Origin of the sequence: Streptomyces sp. ATCC 21386, from assembly GCF_018728545.1 — a bacterium.
Taxonomy (GTDB): Bacteria; Actinomycetota; Actinomycetes; order Streptomycetales; family Streptomycetaceae; genus Streptomyces.
Genome location: NZ_JAAVVL010000001.1, coordinates 5,295,474 through 5,314,774 on the forward strand (window position 1 = coordinate 5,295,474; position 19,301 = coordinate 5,314,774).

Annotated in this window: 15 protein-coding genes; 4 read left to right on the forward strand and 11 right to left on the reverse strand. The window is 72.0% G+C overall.

Annotated elements, in window-relative coordinates:
• Positions 1 to 20: 20 nt before the first annotated feature.
• Positions 21 to 872 (reverse strand): hypothetical protein, encoded by an 852-nt coding sequence (locus GWK25_RS22565; protein WP_215452418.1) that lies wholly within the window; start codon positions 870 to 872, stop codon positions 21 to 23.
• A gap of 175 nt (positions 873 to 1,047) precedes the next feature.
• On the opposite strand from GWK25_RS22565, the gene GWK25_RS22570 reads away from it, so the two are divergent.
• A complete protein-coding gene (locus GWK25_RS22570) occupies positions 1,048 to 1,701 on the forward strand; it encodes a hypothetical protein (RefSeq protein ID WP_215452419.1) in 654 nt (217 codons plus the stop codon).
• On the opposite strand, the gene GWK25_RS22575 is transcribed toward GWK25_RS22570, so the two are convergent.
• Together GWK25_RS22575 and GWK25_RS22580 are read right to left on the reverse strand one after the other, a co-directional pair.
• Positions 1,673 to 2,482: a class I SAM-dependent methyltransferase gene (locus GWK25_RS22575; protein ID WP_215452420.1), complete on the reverse strand. Its 810-nt coding sequence runs from the start codon at positions 2,480 to 2,482 to the stop codon at positions 1,673 to 1,675. The genes GWK25_RS22570 and GWK25_RS22575 overlap by 29 nt on opposite strands.
• 202 nt (positions 2,483 to 2,684) lie before the next feature.
• A complete protein-coding gene (locus GWK25_RS22580) occupies positions 2,685 to 3,698 on the reverse strand; it encodes a hypothetical protein (RefSeq protein WP_308404290.1) in 1,014 nt (337 codons plus the stop codon).
• 398 nt (positions 3,699 to 4,096) lie between these two features.
• Between GWK25_RS22580 and GWK25_RS22585 the strand changes: the two genes are divergently transcribed.
• Complete coding sequence (locus GWK25_RS22585) at positions 4,097 to 5,638, forward strand: AMP-binding protein (RefSeq protein WP_215452423.1); 1,542 nt, start codon at positions 4,097 to 4,099, stop codon at positions 5,636 to 5,638.
• A 145-nt stretch (positions 5,639 to 5,783) separates the two neighbouring features.
• On the opposite strand, the gene GWK25_RS22590 is transcribed toward GWK25_RS22585, so the two are convergent.
• From GWK25_RS22590 to GWK25_RS22620, 7 genes are all read right to left on the reverse strand, one after another.
• A complete protein-coding gene (locus GWK25_RS22590) occupies positions 5,784 to 6,623 on the reverse strand; it encodes a family 3 encapsulin nanocompartment shell protein (protein ID WP_215452424.1) in 840 nt (279 codons plus the stop codon).
• 61 nt (positions 6,624 to 6,684) lie between these two features.
• The gene (locus GWK25_RS22595) at positions 6,685 to 7,464 is read right to left on the reverse strand and encodes a sulfotransferase family protein (protein WP_215452425.1); all 780 of its coding nucleotides are present in this window, start codon (positions 7,462 to 7,464) and stop codon (positions 6,685 to 6,687) included.
• On the reverse strand, positions 7,461 to 8,462 hold the full coding sequence (locus GWK25_RS22600; protein WP_308010793.1) for an aldo/keto reductase: 1,002 nt from the start codon (positions 8,460 to 8,462) through the stop codon (positions 7,461 to 7,463). Before GWK25_RS22600 ends, GWK25_RS22595 begins: the two co-directional genes overlap by 4 nt.
• Complete coding sequence (locus GWK25_RS22605) at positions 8,459 to 11,545, reverse strand: thioester reductase domain-containing protein (protein WP_215452426.1); 3,087 nt, start codon at positions 11,543 to 11,545, stop codon at positions 8,459 to 8,461. Before GWK25_RS22605 ends, GWK25_RS22600 begins: the two co-directional genes overlap by 4 nt.
• Before the next feature lie 57 nt (positions 11,546 to 11,602).
• Positions 11,603 to 12,868, reverse strand: coding sequence for an FAD-binding oxidoreductase (locus GWK25_RS22610; RefSeq protein WP_215452430.1), 1,266 nt, complete (start codon positions 12,866 to 12,868; stop codon positions 11,603 to 11,605).
• Complete coding sequence (locus GWK25_RS22615) at positions 12,865 to 14,304, reverse strand: MFS transporter (protein WP_215452431.1); 1,440 nt, start codon at positions 14,302 to 14,304, stop codon at positions 12,865 to 12,867. The genes GWK25_RS22610 and GWK25_RS22615 overlap by 4 nt, the downstream gene beginning before the upstream one ends.
• Entirely contained in the window at positions 14,301 to 15,857 is a 1,557-nt protein-coding gene (locus tag GWK25_RS22620; protein WP_215452432.1) for an AMP-binding protein, read from the reverse strand. Before GWK25_RS22620 ends, GWK25_RS22615 begins: the two co-directional genes overlap by 4 nt.
• Before the next feature lie 477 nt (positions 15,858 to 16,334).
• On the opposite strand from GWK25_RS22620, the gene GWK25_RS22625 reads away from it, so the two are divergent.
• Both GWK25_RS22625 and GWK25_RS22630 read left to right on the forward strand, forming a co-directional pair.
• Positions 16,335 to 17,132: a RimK family alpha-L-glutamate ligase gene (locus tag GWK25_RS22625; RefSeq protein ID WP_215452433.1), complete on the forward strand. Its 798-nt coding sequence runs from the start codon at positions 16,335 to 16,337 to the stop codon at positions 17,130 to 17,132.
• A gap of 99 nt (positions 17,133 to 17,231) precedes the next feature.
• Positions 17,232 to 18,329: an aldo/keto reductase gene (locus GWK25_RS22630; protein WP_215452435.1), complete on the forward strand. Its 1,098-nt coding sequence runs from the start codon at positions 17,232 to 17,234 to the stop codon at positions 18,327 to 18,329.
• 45 nt (positions 18,330 to 18,374) lie between these two features.
• Here GWK25_RS22630 and GWK25_RS22635 read toward each other — a convergent pair whose 3' ends face one another.
• Complete coding sequence (locus GWK25_RS22635) at positions 18,375 to 19,301, reverse strand: GNAT family N-acetyltransferase (RefSeq protein ID WP_215452437.1); 927 nt, start codon at positions 19,299 to 19,301, stop codon at positions 18,375 to 18,377.

The window sequence follows — 19,301 nt, forward strand, 5'->3', positions numbered from 1 at the left end:
GCAGTCGGGTCCTCCCGGCCTCAGTCGGTCGCCGCCGCGGGCTCGGAGGTGGACTGTGCCGGGGCGGCGGGCTCCGGAGCGTCGGGACCGGTGTAGTACACGGAGGAACCCTGCTTGACGCGCTGGGCGTTGCTCTTGGCGACGAGCCCTTCGAGGGTGGTGCGCACGACGTTGGTCTGCACGCGGCGGTCGGGGTGGGCCTGGGTGAGCGCGGCGGCGACCTCGGCCGCGGAGCGCGGTTCGCTCTGCTCGGTGAGGTGGCGGCGGATGAGTTCGACGAGCGTGGGCTGCGCCTTCTCGGCGGTCGCGGTCTTGGTCGCCGTCGTCTTGGCCGCAGCCGTCGTCTTGGTGGATGCCGTCGCGGTCTTCTTGGCCGTCGTGCTGCCGGACTTCGTACTCGCGGACTTCGTGCTCGCCGTCTTCGTGCCCGCCGACTTCGTGCTCGCGGACTTCGCGGTCGCTGACTTCGGAGCGGCGGTCTCGGTGGCGGCGGTCTTGGTGGCCGCGGCCTTGGGAGCGGCGGTCTTCGTGGCGGTCGACTTCTTCGTCCGCCTGCCGTCCTGCGTGGGCTCGGCTTTCTTCGCCCGGGTGCGCCTGCCGGCTCCCGGGGAGGGAGCGGTCTTCTGGCGGGGCACGGAGGGAGCTGCGGGCTCCTCGGTCACGGCCGCGGGCTCGGATGCCGCGACACCGAGGGCCTGCTGCATGTTCACCAGCACGGCGTGGTCCTGCCGCAGACCGAGGAGTTGCTCCTGCAGAGCGTCGATCTCCCCGATGAGACGGTCCTGTTCCTTGGCGTTGCGCTCCAGGTCGGCTGCGACCTGGGCGGTGTACTGCGTCTTGAGATCGGCCGACTCGGATGGTGTCTCGGTCATGGCGGTTCCCTTCCCGACAACAAACGTGATGTGTGCGGATGGTACTCACCCATGTGCCCTCACAACCCCTGCATGAGCAGTTGTTCCCACGGAGAGGTGGCTTCCGTGCGGTGTGCGAATCTCGGTTGCCGCGGTGGTGCTCCGGCCACGATGCTGAGGTGATGAGGCACCCCGTATGCGGCTGAGGCTGCGCGAGTTCAGGCCCCGGATCGGGCCCCACGAGCACCGTGTCGTCCAGCCCCGACAGCCCCTGCGCCACACCTCGTTGCGCGCGCCGGAACCGATCGGAATTCTGCTCGGCGACCACGACGGGCTGAACCGGCTGGCCGGACTGTTCTCCTTCGCCGCCTACTCCCGGCACACGATCGTGCATGTGCCGTTGCGCGACGGTGTCCCACCGGACGAGGGCGTCGGCGAGCGTGTGGACCTGGTCCTGGCCCACCACACGCTCGGTCTGCGCTCCAGCAAGTGGCCCGAACTGCGACGCAAGCTGGTCGACGGCACTCCGCTGACCGTCCGCACCGACGAGGCGCGCACCGTTCGGGACGCCGGTTCCTGGACCGAACGTGAGCAACGGGCCGACTTCCGTGACGGGTTGCGGCACGCCACCCATGCCAGGACGTTCTTCCTCTTCGGCAGCCGTGACGTCTTCGCCGAGACAGCGACGTACTTCTCCCACGCGGCGGGCTGGGGCCCTCACCAGAAGGGAGTGGCCAAGGGCCACTCGGCTCTGATGGCGGCACTCCCGTCACTGTCCCAGCCACCCGGAGGCGGCCACCCCCTCGAAGTCCTGATCTGCTTCAAGCGGGTCTGCGGCCCCAGGCGGTGAGCATGCCGGCCGACAGCGCCGCGCACTCGTCCGCGCCCAGGTACCGGATCGCCGCGTCGACTGCCGCGTCGTCGACCAGGCCGGTGGCGACCATCGCCGCCCTGCTCCGGTCCCATGTGTCCGCCCAGAAGCGGCTGATGGGGCTGTCCGGCAGCAGCGGCGGTACATGGACCTCGGCGGCGACGGACTCCAGGCCCGCGCCCCGCAGCAGCCGGGGGTACGACGGCACCCAGGAGACATCCGTGCCGATGGTGGTCCGCAGCCCCTCCCACATGGCCCGCATCGCCACGCCGTACGGGGTGTCGGGTGTCCGCTCGCCCGTCAGGTCGACCGCGTCGCTGAGGACCAGCACACCACCGGGCGCGACGAGTTCGGCCAGCGCCGTGATCAGGCGCTCGCGCTCGGGGAGGTGCATCAGCACGAAGCGCGCGTGGACGAGCCGGAAACGGCCCGGGGCGAAGGACGGGGCCGAGATGTCGGCCTCCAGGACGTCGAGCCCGGGTACCGGCCGGGTTTCGAGGAACCGTACGTCGCGGTCCGCGGCCAGCACGCTGGTGACCCCGGCCTCCTCCAGCAGCCGTCGGGAGACGGTGCCCGTGCCGGCGCCCACGTCGAGGCAGCGCCACCCCGGGCCGACCCCGAGGTTCCGCAGCCGCGCCAGGGTGATGTCGTCGTAGGCGAGGGCGCCGTAGTCGATCCGCTCGCTCTCTCCCGCCTGGTCGGGGCGGAAGGCGGCCTCGCCGTAGCGTCCGCCGTCGGGCGAGTCGTCGAACCCGGTCATGCGCGAACCCCTTCGCACGAGGGACAGGTGCCGGGCGGCTCCCACGAGGCCGCCGCCCCACCCGATCGTCCCCGGCCCGCGCCCCACCGGCCCGAGGCGCGCCGCACCACCGACCCCTCCCACCCGGTCGCCGACCGCCGGACCTCCCACCCGGTCGCCGGCCTCCGGCGCGTCGCGGAGGCTTGTTCCGATCCCGCGTCCCTCAACCCCCGAGGCGTTCGCTGTACGCCTCGGTCGGTGGATACGGGGCGGACCGTGTCATGCCCACCGACCAGAACGACCTGGTGCCCGGAACGGACGTCACGTCGTTGAGATACGGCGCCGGTGCCGGGCCCGCCGGGCCCCGGGCGAGGGCCCAGGTGTCCCCGTCCCGGCGCAGATACGTACTACGGGCCTGGTCCGAGAAGTTCCAGCCCGATATCCACGCGGCGCGCCCCCGGACGTCGCCGGCGATCCCGGTGAGCGACCCGAGGGTGAAGCCGGCCTCCAGTCGGCTCCATGCCGTGCCGTCCCAGTGGCTCAGGGCGGGGTTGCCGGGGCGGCCGATGGGGCCGCCGACGCCGGCCTCGGTGCCCACGGCCCACACGTCGTCCGGAGCGGCGCAGTGCACGTCGGCGATGCCGAGCCGGAGGCCCGCGACCGGGGGGAGAACCGTCCAATCCCCGTTCCAGCGGGCCACGAGGCCGGACCAGCCACCTCCGTTCGACCGGTCTCCGCAGACCCACACCTCGCCCGGCCGACGGACGACCACCCGGTAGAGGTTCACGCTCGCGACGGGCAGCGGGTCCAGCCAGCGCCACCTCCGTCCCTCGCCGAGCAGCAGACGGGCGGCGCCGTCCCGCACGCCGCAGACCCACACGCGGCGGTCGCGGCCGACCGCCACCGCGCTGATCGTGACGTCCGGTTCACCCCTGCCGGGGAAGTCGGCCTCGCGCCACGTGGTCCCGTCCCAGCGCAGCAGGGGGCTGCCGTCACCGGTGGGGTGGGCCACGGCCCACGCCGCGGACGGGCGGACACCGGCGACGTCGACGATCCTCGTGTGCGAGAGGTGCGACAGGTCGGCCTTCGACCAGGCACCGCCGTTCCACACCATGGTCAGGGCCTGTTGCTGGGCCTGAGGGGCCAGGTTCTCCTCGCCCACGGCCCAGGCCAGTCGCGGCCCCGCGGCGGCGATCCGCCGCAGCTGCGCGGCGGGAACGCTGCCGGGTGCGGGCACGGCCTGCCACTCCCGCGGATCCCGCGGACGGGGTAGCGGCACATCGGCCCGGGACGCGGCCCCGCCGAGTACCGTCCCCGAGAGGACACCGATGCTCCCTGCCACAAATCGCCTACGTCTCACTGCGGGATCCCTCCGGGCGGTCAGGGCGGACAGGAAGAACCACCGTGAACCTGCGCACCCCAGAGTTCTAGCCACCCGCATGACAAAACGCGCGGACCCGCCTTACCCGATCGGGTGACCGACCAGTGGCGTATGTGCTCGGTGGGGGAGTAACAACTCCTACGAGGCACCAGGCACGAGGCACCAGATAAGAGACACCAGACAAGAGACACCAGACATGAGGCACGACGCACGGCATGAGGCGCGGCGTGCGGACCGGGCGAGTGGGGAGACAGATGCGTGTTCCGATGACGGTGGCCGACTTCCTGGACCGGGCGGAGGCGGGGTTCGCCGACAGTCCCGGGGTGATCGACGAGCCGAGTCAGCCCGCGGTGCCGCTGGCGCCGTCGACGTACGGACGACTGGGTGAGCGGGTGCGGGCCTGGCAGGCGGGACTGGACGCGCTCGGCGTGGGGGAGGGCGAGCGGGTGGCGGTGGTCAGTCACAACTCGGCCCGCCTGCTGGAGCTGTTGTTCGCGGTGCCGATGAGCGGACGGATCTGTGTGCCGGTCAACTTCCGTCTGAAGGCGGAGGAGATCGAGTACGTGGTGCGCCAGAGCGGTGCCTCGGTGCTGCTGGTCGATCCCGAGGTGCTGGACACGGTCGCCGACGTCAAGGTGGCGCACCGGTTCACTCTGGGGGAGCAGACGGACAACGAGCTGATGCGGTTCGGGGTGGAGCCGAGGCCCTGGTCGAACCCGGACGAGGACGCCACCGCGACGATCAACTACACCTCCGGAACGACCGCACGCCCCAAGGGAGTTCAGCTCACGCACCGCAACATCTGGGTCAACGGCCTGACCTTCGGGCTGCACACACGGGCCTGGGAGCGGGACGTGTATCTGCACACGCTGCCGATGTTCCACTGCAACGGGTGGGGGATGCCGTTCGTGATGGCCGGGCTCGGCGCCAAGCAGGTGGTGCTGCGCAAGGTCGACGGCGCCGAGATCCTGCGCCGGGTGGACGAGCACGGGGTGACACTGATGTGCGGCGCCCCGGCGGTGTGGAACGCGGTCCTCGACGCGGCGACCGGCTGGAAAGGGCCGGTGCCGGGGCGCGACCGGGTGCGGATCGTGTGTGCGGGAGCGCCGCCGCCGAGCCGGATGATCCAGCGCGTGGAGGAGGAACTGGGCTGGGAGTTCACCCAGATCTACGGCCTGACGGAGACCTCGCCCCTGCTGACGTTCAACCGGACGCGACCCGAGGACGACGCCCTGGGAGGCGAGGAACGGGCGCGCAAGCTGTCGCGGGCGGGTCTTCCGGCGCTCGGTGTGAAACTCGAAGTGGCGGACTCCGGTGAGGTGTTGGCGCGCTCGAACGTGGTCCTCGACGGGTACTGGGAGAAGCCGGAGGAGACCGCCGCCGTGCTGGAGGACGGCTGGTTCCACACGGGCGACGGCGGGAGCCTGGACCCCTCTGACGGACATCTGACGATCTCGGACCGGAAGAAGGACGTCATCATCACCGGCGGCGAGAACGTGTCGTCGATCGAGGTGGAGGACACGATCTTCAGCCACCCGGGGGTCGCCGAGGTTGCCGTCATCGGGGTGCCGGACACGAAGTGGGGCGAGACGGTCAAGGCGCTGGTCGTACGGGCCGGGGGAGCGGCCGTGACCGAGGCCGAGATCATCGCGTACTGCAAGGAGCGGCTCGCCGGGTACAAGGCCCCGACGAGCGTGGAGTTCCGCGAGGTCATCCCGCGCACGGCGACCGGGAAGGTCCAGAAGTTCAAGCTGCGGGAGCCGTACTGGGCCGGGCGGGCCCGGGAGGTCAACTGACCGGCTGCCGGCAGCGGTACGACGATGGTGTACGGCGACGACGAAGCACCGTCGTCGCCGTACACCACGGGTGTCGCAGCGGCGCCGAGGCAGCGGCGGGTGCCCGGGGCGGTCCGAGTGCCCGGGCGCGGCGCGGTGAGCTCGCTCAGGCGCGCACCGCGTGGAAGAAGTGGGTCGGCTGCTGCACGGCCACGCTCTCGTGAACCTCGGCGCAGACGGCCGTGCCCGGTCGCTCGAAGAGGCCGGGCGGCGGCTCCGCGACCTTGATCACCGAGCGGCCGGACTCCAGTAGACGCGCGGCCATCGCGAAGTCGCCGACCAGCGCGGAGCCGGGAGCGACATGGCGGTGGCGGCAGATCATCACCTTCTCGCGGGCGAGGTCGGCCAGCAGGCTGCCGGAGCCCACCAACTCCCCGTAGTAGTCCTGGGGGTTGATCATCAGGGCGTGGCCGGTGCCGCCCTGCTGCTCTATCTCGTTGAAGGCGGCGAGGACTCCGGCGGTGTAGGAACCGGTGTACGGCAGGGTGGCGACATCCGGGTGGTCCACGACGTCCAGGGTCAGGGCGCGGTTCTCCGCGGTGCCGAGCCGGACCATGAGCCGGTGGTCGATGAACTGGGCCAGCGCGTCGGGCTGTTCGCCGAGTGCCTCGGGAATCTGCACCCACGCCGTGATCGGGCGCACTCCGTAGGTGGCCGCCTCGAACCGGTACGCGCTCTCCCGCAGCCCGCCGGAGGCGTGCGGCGCGGCCGGCCGGGTCTCGAACCACGACCGGACCGTCTCGCTCGTGACGCGTTGCTTCTTGAACAGGTTGCGGGCGGTCAGCCGCGGCCGGTCCTTCCCGGGCTGGAAGGAGTCGGTGATGGTGTGGTCGAACCGGACCTCGGCCTTCTCCGGGTCCTCGGCGAAGGCCCGGGCGAACTGCTCGCCCGGGGAGGCGGTTGCGGTCGTACCGGCGGGGGGCGTCGTACCGGCGGTCGTCGTCATCGGGGCGTACGTCCTCGGGATCGGTGGAGCCGATGTGGGTCGGCGGCAGGCGGTGGGCACGTCAGAGCGCGTGCTCGACCAGGCGCTCGTAGTACGGAAGGTGGTACTCGTAGTAGCCGCGCAGCCGTGCGTCGTTGTAGACGGTGGCGGGGTACTCCTTCTCCGGAGCCCGGAACCCCGCACTGGCGATGGCGTCGAGGTGCCAGCGACGGTTCTGGCGCCACTCGGAGCGCTCACCGGGCCGCCAGTTCAGCGCCTCCGGCAGGAAGGGCAGGCCCACCCGGTCGCAGTACGCCGCGACGACCCGCGCCGGGTCGGCGAGCAGTTGTTCGGCCGTGATGACCACCGGGCGGCGGCCGGTGATCTTCCACGCCAGTTCGAACAGGGCGTACTGGTGCTCGTAACCGATCTCCCGGCAGGCCAGTTCGGGCTTGATCGCGTGGTGCGAGGCGATCGTGCGGGCCGGATGGCGGACGATGAAGGTGTGCTCGAAGTCGGCGATCCGCTCAGGATGGTCGAAGAGATGCTGGTGGTGGTACTCCAGGGTGTCCTTGAAGAACACCGGCCGGCGGGCGCCGAGTCGGGCGAGATGTGCCAGCAGCTCACCGGCGTCGCGCAGGGTCGCCGTACCGCCGTCCGGGTCGGGGACGGACACCTCGCCGTGGTCGGTGAGCAGGACCAGCGGCTCGTGCACGACGGTCACGTCACCGCGCTCGACCATCATGCGGAGGAACGCCGTGGAGACCGCTCTCGGGTGCGCCCACAGGGCGATGACCGTGGGGCGCGACGCGGGGCGCGACGCGGGGCGAGGGGCCTGGCTCGGGGGCGGGGCCCCGGTCACATCGACCACTCCGTCGGCTGCCGGTCCCAGCGGTGTGCGCGCAGCTCCGCCAAGAGAGCCGGGTCGAGCGGCGGAGCGCCGGAGACGGCGAGGTTGGCACGCGCGTGCTCGGGTGTGCGCATGCCGGGGATGACCGTGCTCACGGCGGGGTGGTGCAGGATGAAGCGGAGCGCGAGTTCGGGCAGGGTGACGCCCTCGGGGAGGATCTTCTTGAGGAGTTCGGCGCGTTCGACGGTCGGGCCGAGGTTCTCCGGGCCGAAGTAGACGGCGCGCCAGTCCTCCTCGGGGAACGTCGTGTCCCGGGTGAGCCGGCCGGTGAGGCCGCCCTCGTCGAACGGGACACGGGCGATGATGCCGATGTCGTCGCGCAGCGCCCGTTCGAACAGCTCGTCCTCCGGGGCCTGGTCGAAGATGTTGTAGATGACCTGGACGACGTCGACGAGCCCGGTGTCGATCGCGCGCAGGCAGTTGGCCGGCTCCCAGCGGTTGACGCTGAGGCCGAAGCCCTCGATGACCCCCTCCGCCTTGAGGTCGGAGATCACCTGCTGCCAACGTTCGTCGTCGCTCCAGCGGTCCTCCCAGACGTGGAACTGGAGCAGGTCGATGCGGTCGGTGCCGAGGTTCTCCAGACTGCGGTGGACGTACTCCCGAATGTGGTCGGAGGGGAAGACGTCGTCGAGGGTGTCCTGCGGGCGGGGCGGCCATTCACGGTTGAGCGGCGGGACCTTGGTGGCGACGCGGAGGCGACGGTCGGGGTGCCGGCGCAGCAGGGCGCCGAGCATCCGCTCGCTCACGCCCCGGCCGTAGACCCAGGCGGTGTCGAAGAAGGTGCAGCCCTCCTCCACCGCCAGGTCCAGACAGTGGGGTGCCGTGTCGTAGTCCCAGCCGGTGAAACCGCCGGGGCCGCCGCCGATGCCCCACATGCCGTAGCCGATCTCGCTGATCCGCCAGCCGAGCCGGCCCATGGTGCGCTGGTGCATGTCGTCCTCTCGTGTCACTGGGTGAGGGTGGTGCGGTAGGCCGCGAGGGCCGCCTCGAGCGGCTGTTCCCGCAGGCCGTGGCGGGCGTCGAGCGCCGAGCAGGACTCACGGGTGAACAGGCCCGGGTTGTCGGTCAGCAGCCGCCGGAAATCCGGTGTGCCGTCGGGCCCGGACGCCGGCAGCAGGGTCAGCACGGCGTCCAGCACGGCCGCCGGGGAACCTGCGTCCTCGGCTGCCGCGGCCCGCAGAGCCGTCAGGAACTCCCTTACGGAAACGGTCCGTTCGCCTTCCGTGAGTGCGATCGCGGCGAAGTCCGCACCGCCGTCGCGGAACACATGGTGGACCGCGCCCCCGGCCGGCTCGGCGAGCCCGGCGACCAGCCGCGCGGCCGTCTCGTCGACGGGTGTGTAGTCCGATCGCATCGGCACGTCGGGCCGCAGGCCCAGCCGACGGAACGCCGACAGCAGCAGATGGGTGAGCGCCTTGGGGTTCGGCACGCCGTTGTCGGCGGCCGGCATGATCTCGCCGAGCCGGTAGAGGGTGACCGGCGCGCCGAGTCGCCGTGCCGAGAGCACCAGCCGTTCCGCGACCCACTTCGAACGGCTGTAGCCGCTCGTGGGCGTCGCCGCCCGCGCGGGATCGAAGTCCTCGCCGAGACGGCCCCGCGCACACTCCCGCGCACGCGCCGCCTCCCGGTCGAGCACACCCAGGGTCGACACGTGATGCAACGCCTTGACCCGTCCGGACAGCGCGAACCGCAGGACCTCGGCCGTGCCGGTCACATTGGCGGGGCGATGGGCCCGGTAGTCCAGCAGGAAGTTGACGAGCGCGCCGATGTGCAGGACCGCGTCGCACCGGGCGGCGTACGCCTCCCAGGTCTCGTGCGTCCAGCCGAACCGGCGCCGGGCGAGGTCGCCGCGCCGGGCGTCGAGCCGCCCGGCCAGGGACTCCTCCCACAGCCCGTGCGCACGCAGGGCTCCGACGAGCCGGTGCCGGGCGTGCGCGTCGTCACGGGCCCGCACCACGCACACCACCCGGGCCCCGGTGGTCGTCAGCAGCCGGTGCACGGCCCTGGCCCCCACGAAGCCCGTGGCCCCCGTGACCAGCACGGTGCGCGGCGGCGCGGCCGGGCGGGCGGCGCCGGCCCGGCGGGCCAGGGCGGCCAGTTCCTCCGGCAGCGCGGCGTCGCGCTCCATCAGCGCGGCCTCGTCCTCGGCGGAGGTGACGGTGGCCGCACCGTTGCCGAGCATCGCCGCGGCGAGCGCCGCAGGGGTGCGGTGCGCGTAGAGGTCGGAGATGCCGACGCGCATGCCGAGCGTGTGCCGGATGCGCAGGGCCGTGGTCAGCGCGGTGAGGGAGTCCCCGCCGTGGTCGAGGAAGTCGTCACGGACGCCGAAGCCGGGCCGGTCGAGCACGGCCCCCATGACCTCGGCGACGCGCTCGGCACGGGTGAGCCCGGCGCGGTCCCCGGCACCTGTGGTCGTGGCCGGGCCCCTCTCCGCGCCGGTGCCGGTCCTCGTGCCTGTCGTCGCCATGCCTGGCGTCCCCGTGCCGGAGCCGAGTTTCTCCTCGACGATCGTCGTCAGCGCCCGCAGGTCGACCTTGCCGTTGTCGGTGAGCGGCAGCGCCTGGAGGACGAAGCAGTGGCGCGGCACCTGGACGCGCGGTAACACGGAGGCCAGGTGCCCGCGCAGGGCGGCCGGGGTCGTGCCGTCCTCGGCCGCCACGGCGACCACCAGCCGGGTGCGGCCGGATCGCCGCAGGGTCAGCGCCTTGGCCTGGATGACACCGGGACAGGACTCGGCGGTCGTCTCGATCTCCCGGAGCTCGATCCGTACGCCGTCGACCTGGGCCTGCCGGTCCCGGCGGCCGACGAACCGCAGCAGCCCCGAGTCGTCGATCCGGCCGAGGTCGCCGGTGCGGTACAGCCGCTCGCCGGGCACGCCGGGGCAGGGGTTGGGCACGAACGCCCCCGCCGTGAGTTCCGGGGCGCCGAGGTACCCGGCACCCAGACACGCGCCGCCGATGAGGATCTCCCCGACGCCGTCGGCGCCCGCTCCGTCGATGAGGGCGTAGCAGTTGTCGATGGGCCGCCCGAGCGGGATGTGGTCGCCCTCCGTGCCGTCGACGCGGTGGAAGACCATCCCGATGCTCGCCTCGGACGGCCCGTACCCGTTGGTGATCCCGAGCCCCGGCACCAGGTCCCTGAGCCGGTGCACGGCGTGCGGGATGATCTCCTCGCCGCCGACCACCAGATGGCGCAGCGAGGCGACCCGGGCGACATGCGCCGGCTCGGCCTCCAGCAGGGCCACCAGCATGCCGAGGATGGCCGGCACGAAGTCGGTGACGGTCACCCCGTACCGGGCGATGGTGTCCACGGTCCGTTCCAGATCGAGGAATTCGCCCTGGTCGGGGATGATCGTGCGGCCGCCCGTCGTCAGCGGCCACAGCAGCTGCCAGATCGCGGAGTCGAAGGTGTGCCGGCTGTTCTGCAGCACCACCTCGTCGCCGGTGGCGGCGAAGTAGCGGGACATGAAGCGGAACCGGTTGGTCAGTCCGCCGTGCAGATTGACGGCGCACTTCGGGACGCCGGTGGTGCCGGAGGTGAAGACGCCGTACACCGGACGACCGGGACCGGGCCGCACCCCGGGGCGCTCGGTGCTCGGGACGACGGTCCGGTGGGAGACGACAAGGGACCTTCGGTCCGTGGGGACGAGAGACCCCGTGGTCAAGCACAGCGGGGGGTCGAGCACCTTCAGCACGGCGCGCAACCGCTCCTCCGGCCAGGCCGGGTCACAGAGGACGAACACCGCGCCCAGTTTCATCAGGGCGACCATGCACAGCGGGAGTTCGACACTGTTGCCGATCATCAGCGGGACGAGATCGCCCTCGCGCACACCCGCCCGGGTCAGCTCCGCCGCCAGCCCGTTGGCGAGCGCGTCGAACTCCGCGTAGGTCAGGGCCGTCTCGGTCTCGCCCCGGTGGACGAGCGCGGTACGGTCCGGGGTTCGGTCGGCCTGTTCCTCGATGAGGGTCGCCACCGGACGGTACGGTCCGTGGTCGACCTCCGCGCCGGCGACCTGCCAGTTCGTTTCCGACATATCCTCCGAGCTCTCTGCTGATGCTGATGTGGGTGGGGGCGCCAGAGAGATGGCTGTTCACGACCGGCCGGCGCGGGCGGGGGTGGTGCCCGCGACGGCCACGGTGAGCCCGGGTGGCGGCTCGTTCCCGGCGATGAGCGCGGCGAGCAGGGCGCCCGCCGCGGGGGCTGTCTGGATCCCGTAGCCGCCGAGTCCGGCGAGCCAGCAGAAGCCGGGCGCCTCCGGATCGGGGCCGATCACGGGGGTGTCGTCGGGGGCCGAGCTGCGCAGTCCGGCCCAGGCGCGGCGGACGTGACGGACCGGCAGGTCCACCACCGCCCGGAACCGGTCGAGCGCCAGCGCCACGTCACGCTCGTCGGGCCGTACGTCACCGGGCGGGACGGGCGTGGCATCGGCGGGCGAGACCAGCAGGCCGCCGGACTCGGGGCGGGCGTAGAACGTGTCCGCCACGTCGGCGATCATCGGCCAGTGGGCGATGCCGGCTGCCGCTGTGCCCGGCAGGTTCCCGTCCCCGGGCGCTCCGTCCGCCGGAACTCGAGCCGTCGGGACCCGAACCGCCCGGTCCCGATCGGCTGGGGCCCTGTCCGCAGGGACCCGGTCGGCCGGGACCCGATCCGTCGGGACGGAGACGAGCGCCGCCGTACGGCGGTACGCCACCAGGCCCTGGGTGGGGACACCGGCCGACTCCGCCACCTGGTCGGCCCAGGCGCCTGCCGCGTCCACCACGACCGGCGCGGAGAACTCCCCGGCCGACGTCGCCGCGTGCCACCGCCCCCCGCGCCGGGTCAGGGCGTGCACCCGGGCGCCGGTCACGACGCTCCCGCCGGTGGCCTTCAGACCCCGCAGAAAGCCCTGGAGGACGGCGTCCGTGTCGATGTCGCGGGCACCCGGCTTGTACAGCGCACGGTCGAAGGCGCTCGGCCGCAGCGCCGGGCACAGGGAGAGCGCCTGCTCGCGATCCACCTCGACGACCGGCTGCGGGGCGCTCGCGCCGGAGGCCTTCGCGGCGTCGAACTGCCGGCCGGTGCCCGGGGTCCCGAGGGCCAGGACACCGCGCGGTCGCAGCAGTTCGGCGACGGGCGAGAATCCCGCGGGGGGAGTCTCGTAGAAGGCGCGGGAGGCCCTGGTCAGCTCCCGTACGACGGCGTTCCCGTAGTACTCGGAGAAGAGTGCCGCCGACCGGCCGGTGGCATGCGTGCCCGGAGCGCTCTCCGCCTCCAGCAGCGTCACCCGGCCGCCGGAGCGGCCCAGGAAGTAGCCGGCCGAGGCACCCGCGACACCTCCGCCGACGACCAGGACGTCCGACTCCCGCACGGCGTTCACCGGCCCTTCCGGGGCAGGGTGAGGGCCGCCACGCACAGCGCCAGCAACGTGAGACCACCCGCGACGGCGAACCCCCGGGCGACCCCCGTGGACAGTCCCGCGGCCGTCCCGCCGGACGCGGCGGCACCGGACGACCACGCCACCGCGCCCAGCACGGCGAGACCGATCGCACCGCCGATCTGGCGGGCCATGTTGACGAGTCCGGACGCCGCGCCCGAGTCCTCGTCGGCGACCTTCGCGAGCGCGGTCAGGGTCAGCGGCACACCGGTCACGCCCAGGCCCGCGTAGGTCAGCAGGGTCGGCACGAGCATCCCGGTGGTGTAGCCGCCGGAGTCACCGATCCTCGCCAGCCACAAGATCCCCGTGGTGGCCACCAGCAGGCCGCCGCAGACCACCGCACGGGTGCCGAAGAGCGCCAGGAGCGGGGAACCGGCCTTGGCCCCCAGGATCAGCAGACAGGTCAGCGGGAGGTAGACCAGCGCGGTGCGCAACGGGCTGTAGTCCCACACCTGTTGGAGGAAGAGGGTCAGGAAGAAGAAGATGCCGAACACGGCCGTGCTGATGAGCGCCGTCACGGCGTAGCTGCCCAGACGGGTGCGGTCGGCGAACAGCCGCAGCGGGACGAGGGGTTGGGCGCTGCGCCGCTCGACGAGAACGAACACGGGCAGCAGGAGGGCCGCCGCGCCGAGCGCCCCCAGCACCACCGGCGATGACCAGTTGCCGCCGCCGGAGGCGCCGTCGATCAGTCCGAAGCACAGCAGCAGTGCGGCCAGGGTGCCGGTGACCGCCCCGAGGACGTCGAACGCGCCGCGAGTGCGCGGTGTCTCGCGCAGCACCCCGGCGCCGACGGCGAGGATCGCGACGCCGAGCGGCACGTTCACGAACATCACCCAGCGCCAGGACAGGTGGATGGTGATCAACCCGCCCGCCAGCAGCCCCACACCGCCGCCCGCCGTGGCCACCGCCGTGTACCAGCCCACGGCCCGATTGCGTCCCGGGCCCTCGGGAAAGGTCACCGCGATCAGCGACAGGGCGGCGGGCGAGGCCGCGGCGGCGCCCACCCCCTGCGCGGTGCGGCAGACGGTCAGCAGCCAGGCCTCGGTGGCGAATCCGCCGAGCAGCGAGGCGACGGTGAAGACCGCGACGCCCGTCATGAACACGCGCCGCCTGCCGAGGATGTCCCCCGCCCGGCCGCCCAGCATCAGCAGTCCGCCGAAGGCGATCGAGTACGAGGCCACGACCCACTCCAGGTCGGAGCCCTGCAGGCGCAACGACCTCTGGATGTCGGGCAGCGCCACATTGACGATGGTCGCGTCCAGCAGGAACATCAGCTGCGCCGAGGAGATCACCGCGAGCGCGACCGACCGCCGCCTGCCGACGTGGCCCTCCTCGGGGTACTTCGAGGCGTCGGCGGCGGTCCGCGCGGACGCTGTCATCGGCGGGCGGCGTGTTCGATCTCGAGACGTTCGCGCAGCGGGTGCCGCAACACCTTGCCCAGCGAGTTCTTGGGAAGCTCCCAGACGAACTGCACCCGGTCGGGCCAGAGCACCTCCGCCATCCGCTCCTGCGCGAGATGGCCGTGCAGGGTCGCCAGGGTGGGCGGCTCTCCTTCCGGCACGACGACGGCGCAGACCAACTCGCCGCCGGGGATCCGCGGATCGGGACAGCCGACGAGCGCGACCTCCTTGACGGCCGGGTGCCGGGTCAGTACGGCCTCGACCTCCAGGGTGGAGACCTTCTGGCCGCTGCCCCGGGTGATCTGGTCGACGCTGCGGCCGACGATACGGATGCCGCCGCGACCGTCGTCACGGGCCAGGTCGCTGGTGTCGAACCAGCCGTCCTCGTCGAGGCACGCCTCGTAGACCTCGCGCCGGCCCAGGTAACCGAGGCACTGCGAGGCCCCGCGCACCAGCAGCCGGCCGGAGTCGCCGCCGTCCTCGACGGCGATCCGCACTTCCATCCACGGCTCGGCGCGACCGTCGCTGTGGCCCGCCCAGCCCTCCGGGTCGTCGTCCCGGGTCACGGTGACGGCGCCGTTCTCGGTCATGCCCCACAGGGCGCGCACCGGGATGTCGAAGACCTCACGGACCTGGGCGATCAACCCCGGGTCGATGGGGGCGGAGCCGGACACGATCTGTACGACGCTGGAGGTGTCGCGGGGCTCCTTGCGCTGGGCCTCCAGCAGGTCCACGAGGTACGCCGGGGAGGCGTAGGCCCAGGTGACACGGTGGGCGGCGACGATGTCGAGCAGCAGTTCCATGTCCCGGTTGGCCTCCTGCATCACACAGGTGCCGTGCAGGAGCAGCGGCATGTAGCAGGCGTAGGTCAGACCGGCCATGTGTGTGGCGAAGTTGGGGATGGAGATGACGTCGTCCCGGGTGAGCCGGTGCGGCTCGGACACCGCGAGCACCGCCGCGTGCAGGGTGTTCTGGCTGTGCACGACACCCTTCATCCGGCCGGTGGTGCCGGAGGTGTAGAGCAGCAGGGCCGGGTCGTCGGGGCCCGAACTCCGCGCCGTGTCGACGTCGTGCCGCTCCTCCCAGGGGGTGCGGACGAAGAACTCGTCGAAGTCGACCGCGCCGGTGGCGGCGGCGTCGCCCACCACGATCCGGTGGGCGAGGGCCGGGGGAGCGGCCTCGGCGAGCCGGGCGCCGTAGTCGATGTCGTTGAAGCGGTCGACGGTGACGCAGATCCGTGCGGCGCTCTCCTGGAGCACCTGGGCCAGTTCCCGCACGTCCAGAGCGGGGATCACCGGGCAGGCGACGGCCCCCACCCGGTGGCAGGCCAGGTACAGGGGGGTGAGGACCCAGCGGTTCGGGAGGTAGAGCGCGACCACGTCGCCCGTGCCGACGCCGAGTTCGGTGAGCGCGGCGGCGAACCGCTCCACCAGCTCGGCCAGTTCGGCGTAGCTCACCTCCCGGGTGAGGTCCCGGCCCTCGTAGGCGATGACGGCGGGATGCTCCGGTCTGGTACGAACAGCTTCGGCCAAGTCGGCCAGAAATGTTTCCTCTCGCCACCAGCCGGCCGTCCGGTATTTCGCGGCCGTCTCCGGTCCGGGAATTACCAGCGTGTCCCATTTACCCACTGAAGCGCCCCCGCTCTTCGTACTTCGAGATTGATACCTGCAGCACGAATCCGATGGCAGAGCCTAGAGGATGAGGGAAGGCCGCGGTAGGCGGAACGGTGAAATCCGATTCTGTTTATCAAACACACGCCGTCATCACCGTTCGCGCAAAAGCGCGCAGTGTCCAGGATTGCGGCGATCCGTGTTCAACGGGTCCCGGAGATAAAGCACTTGACAGACGGCTGCTGCGAGAGTGAGGCTGCGACGGCGTCCGCTCTGTCCACGGCAATGCGCGAGAGCACTGGAGGCACGGTGAAGATAGGCCTGCTCGGCTGGGACTATTCGGGAATCGATCCCGATGGCATAAGCCTGGTGGAGTACGGTCGGGAGCGCGGGCATGAAATGTCGTTCTTCACGCTCGAGGAGCTCGCCTATCGCCCCGGCCCGTCCGGCGTGACGCTCACCCTGGGAGGGGAGCCCGCGGAGGCCTTCGACGCCGTCATCAACCGCTCCAAGCTGTACGGGGACGACTGGCAGGACCGCGTCGAACGGCTGACCATGCTCAGCAACGTCCCCGGGCTGCGGCTCTTCGACCCGGCGGACGTGTGGGTGACGGGATACAGCAAGTTCCTGATGGCCCAACGGCTGGCCGCGGCCGGTGTGCCCGTACCGCCCACCCGCTCGGCGACCTCCCTCGCGGACGTCGAGGCGGCCTGCGAGGAGTGGGGCGCGGTCATCCTCAAGCCCTCCTTCGGCTACCGCGGCACCGACGTGGAGCGCGTCGCCGACTTCGCGGCCGACAAGGCCGTCGCCGAGGAACTGCTCTCCCGCTACCCGACCCTGGTCTGCCAGCGCTTCTACCCGACCTCGGGCGGTGAGTACCGGATCACGGTCGCCGGGGAGGCCACCCCGATCAACATGCTCAAGCTGCCGGCACCGGGCTCCTGGCGCTGCAAGACCATGGAGGGCGCCTCCTTCGAGCGGTTCGAGGCCCCCGACGACCTCGTGGACCTGTCGCTGCGCGCCACCCGGGCCATGGGCATCACCCTGGCAGGCCTGGACATCCTGCCCGCCCCGGACGGCTATGTGGTCCTGGAGGTCAATCCGGTCCCGGGCTACCTCTCCATGCTGGGCAGGGACCAGCACCGCCAGGTGCTCGGCGGTGTCTTCGACTGGGTCGAGGCGAAGACCTCCGCCTGAAATCCGGGCCCGCGCCGCTCCCGGGCCCGCGCCAGGGCCGCCCCTTCCGCCCCGCCACCCCGTCCCTCGACTCCGTACCCGTCGGCACTCAGGAGAGTCATGCGCTACACCACCTTCGGCCGCAACACCGGGCTGCGCGTGTCGGAGTTCGCCCTCGGCACGGCCAACTTCGGTACGGGCGTCGGCGCGCACCCCGAGGCCGCCGGGTTGATGTGGGCCCGACGGGGCGACGGCGCCGGACGGGAGGACGCGCGCAAGATCTTCGACCGGTTCGCCGAGGCCGGCGGCACCCTCATCGACACCGCCGACTGCTACCAGTTCGGTGAGTCGGAGAAGCTGCTGGGCGAGTTCCTCGCCGCCGACCGCGACCACTTCGTCCTGTCGTCGAAGTACACCAACAGCGACTCCGTCCGGCCGGGTGTCTCCGACACCGGCAACAGCCGCAAGAACATGATCCGTTCGGTCGAGTCCAGCCTGCGGCGCCTGCGCACCGACCACATCGACCTGTACTGGGCCCACTTCCCCGACACGCTCACACCGACCGAGGAGATCCTCACCGCCGTCGACCAGCTCGTGCGCAGCGGGAAGATCCTCTACGCCGGTCTCTCCAACTTCCCCGCCTGGCGCGTCTCCCGCGCCGTCACGATCGCGGAACTGCGCGGCTGGGCCCCCGTCATCGGCATCCAGACCGAGTACAACCTGGTCAACCGCACCGGCGAGCGCGAACTGCTGCCCATGGCCGAGGCGCTCGGTCTCGGCGCGGCCCTGTGGTCCCCGCTCGGCGGCGGCCTCCTCACCGGCAAGTACCGGCGTACGGCGGCCGGCTGGGTGAGCGACCAGAACCGCCGTCACCCGCGCAACGACACCGACCGGATCGAGGCGGTCGTGAACACCGTCCTCGCCGTGGCCGAGGAGACGGGACTCTCCGCGCCCCAGGTGGCACTGGCCTGGCTGCGCGACCGTGCGGCACGGTCGACCACCGCGCTCGTGCCGGTGATCGGCCCGCGAGACGTGAACCAGCTGGAGGAGTACCTCAGGTCGCTCGACGTCACGCTCACGGACGAGCACCTGGCCCGGCTGGACACCGTGAGCGCCGTGGAGCTGGGCAGCCCGCACGAGATCGGCCGTCTCGTGCGGAACTCCCTCATCGGCGGGGACCCGGACCGGATGAGCACACCCGTCGTGCCCGTGGCTTGATCGCCGACCGCCCCCGCCGGCTCGGGCCACGGGGGCGACCGGCGATCAGTCCGGGGCCGCCGGCCGGTGGTGGACGGTCGCCGGGTCCAGGAACGGCGCGGTGTACAGCTGGGCCTCGGCCGGCTCCATCGGCTTCTCGCTGATCAGGTGTGCCGCGAGGCGCCGCCCTGCGTACCCGAGGACGAGCGTCGGATCGCTGAGTGCCGTCAGCCGCAGGACGAGATCGGCCTCGTCGGAGGCCTGGGGGTCGGCGCACTCGTGCGAGGGGACCGCGCGGAATCCCAGAGCGGTCTTGAAACGCAGCAGCCCCGGCTGCGTCAGATGCCCCATGAGATTCGGCTCGTTGCCCAGCGTCGCCCGCCCGTAGCCCCTGGCGCGTGCCGCCCGCAGCACGGAGAAGTAGATGACGCGGGGCAGGCTGGAGCGCCGGTACGCCGCGCTCACCGCAGAGAACCGGAGCACCAGCGTGTCCACCGCCGGGCATTCGAGGGCCAGACAGCCGCCGACCAGCTCCTCCCCGTCGTACGCGAAGACCCCGAAGAACTTCCGTGGGCCGTGCAGGACGGCGTCCCGGTGGTCGAGCGCGAACGGGACGCCGAACGGCATGTCGGCCACCCGCTCCCGGTAGAGCGCGAGGAACCGGTCGAGGGTGGCCGGTGTCACCGGGTCCTCGACGGTCTCGCGCACACCGGCCGCGACCGCCTGGCGCTGGGCGCGCCGGACGGTCTGGCGTGACGAGCGGTCGAGACCCGCGAGGAAGGCGTCCTCGTCCGCGCCCAGCTCGGCCACCCAGGTGAGCAGGGACGGTTTGCGGATGAACCCCCGGCGCGTGAGGTCGTCCCAGGTCCCGGCCGGTGGGTTGGGCAGGCGGACGACGTCGATGGGCTGATCCGTCCTGGTCCAGGGTTCGTCGGCCAGTTCCGAGGGTTCGATCAGGGCGAGCGCCAGGCCGTAGCGGTCCACGATCTCCAT

Excerpts from the sequence above, each read along its gene's own strand:
- GWK25_RS22630 (WP_215452435.1), top strand. The coding sequence starts at position 17,232 with ATGCGCTACACCACCTTCGGCCGCAACACCGGGCTGCGCGTGTCGGAG.
- GWK25_RS22615 (WP_215452431.1), bottom strand. The coding sequence starts at position 14,304 with ATGACAGCGTCCGCGCGGACCGCCGCCGACGCCTCGAAGTACCCCGAG.
- GWK25_RS22625 (WP_215452433.1), top strand. The coding sequence starts at position 16,335 with ATGTCGTTCTTCACGCTCGAGGAGCTCGCCTATCGCCCCGGCCCGTCC.
- GWK25_RS22575 (WP_215452420.1), bottom strand. The coding sequence starts at position 2,482 with ATGACCGGGTTCGACGACTCGCCCGACGGCGGACGCTACGGCGAGGCC.
- GWK25_RS22570 (WP_215452419.1), top strand. The coding sequence starts at position 1,048 with ATGCGGCTGAGGCTGCGCGAGTTCAGGCCCCGGATCGGGCCCCACGAG.
- GWK25_RS22635 (WP_215452437.1), bottom strand. The coding sequence starts at position 19,301 with ATGGAGATCGTGGACCGCTACGGCCTGGCGCTCGCCCTGATCGAACCC.
- GWK25_RS22585 (WP_215452423.1), top strand. The coding sequence starts at position 4,097 with ATGCGTGTTCCGATGACGGTGGCCGACTTCCTGGACCGGGCGGAGGCG.
- GWK25_RS22590 (WP_215452424.1), bottom strand. The coding sequence starts at position 6,623 with ATGACGACGACCGCCGGTACGACGCCCCCCGCCGGTACGACCGCAACC.
- GWK25_RS22605 (WP_215452426.1), bottom strand. The coding sequence starts at position 11,545 with ATGTCGGAAACGAACTGGCAGGTCGCCGGCGCGGAGGTCGACCACGGA.
- GWK25_RS22565 (WP_215452418.1), bottom strand. The coding sequence starts at position 872 with ATGACCGAGACACCATCCGAGTCGGCCGATCTCAAGACGCAGTACACC.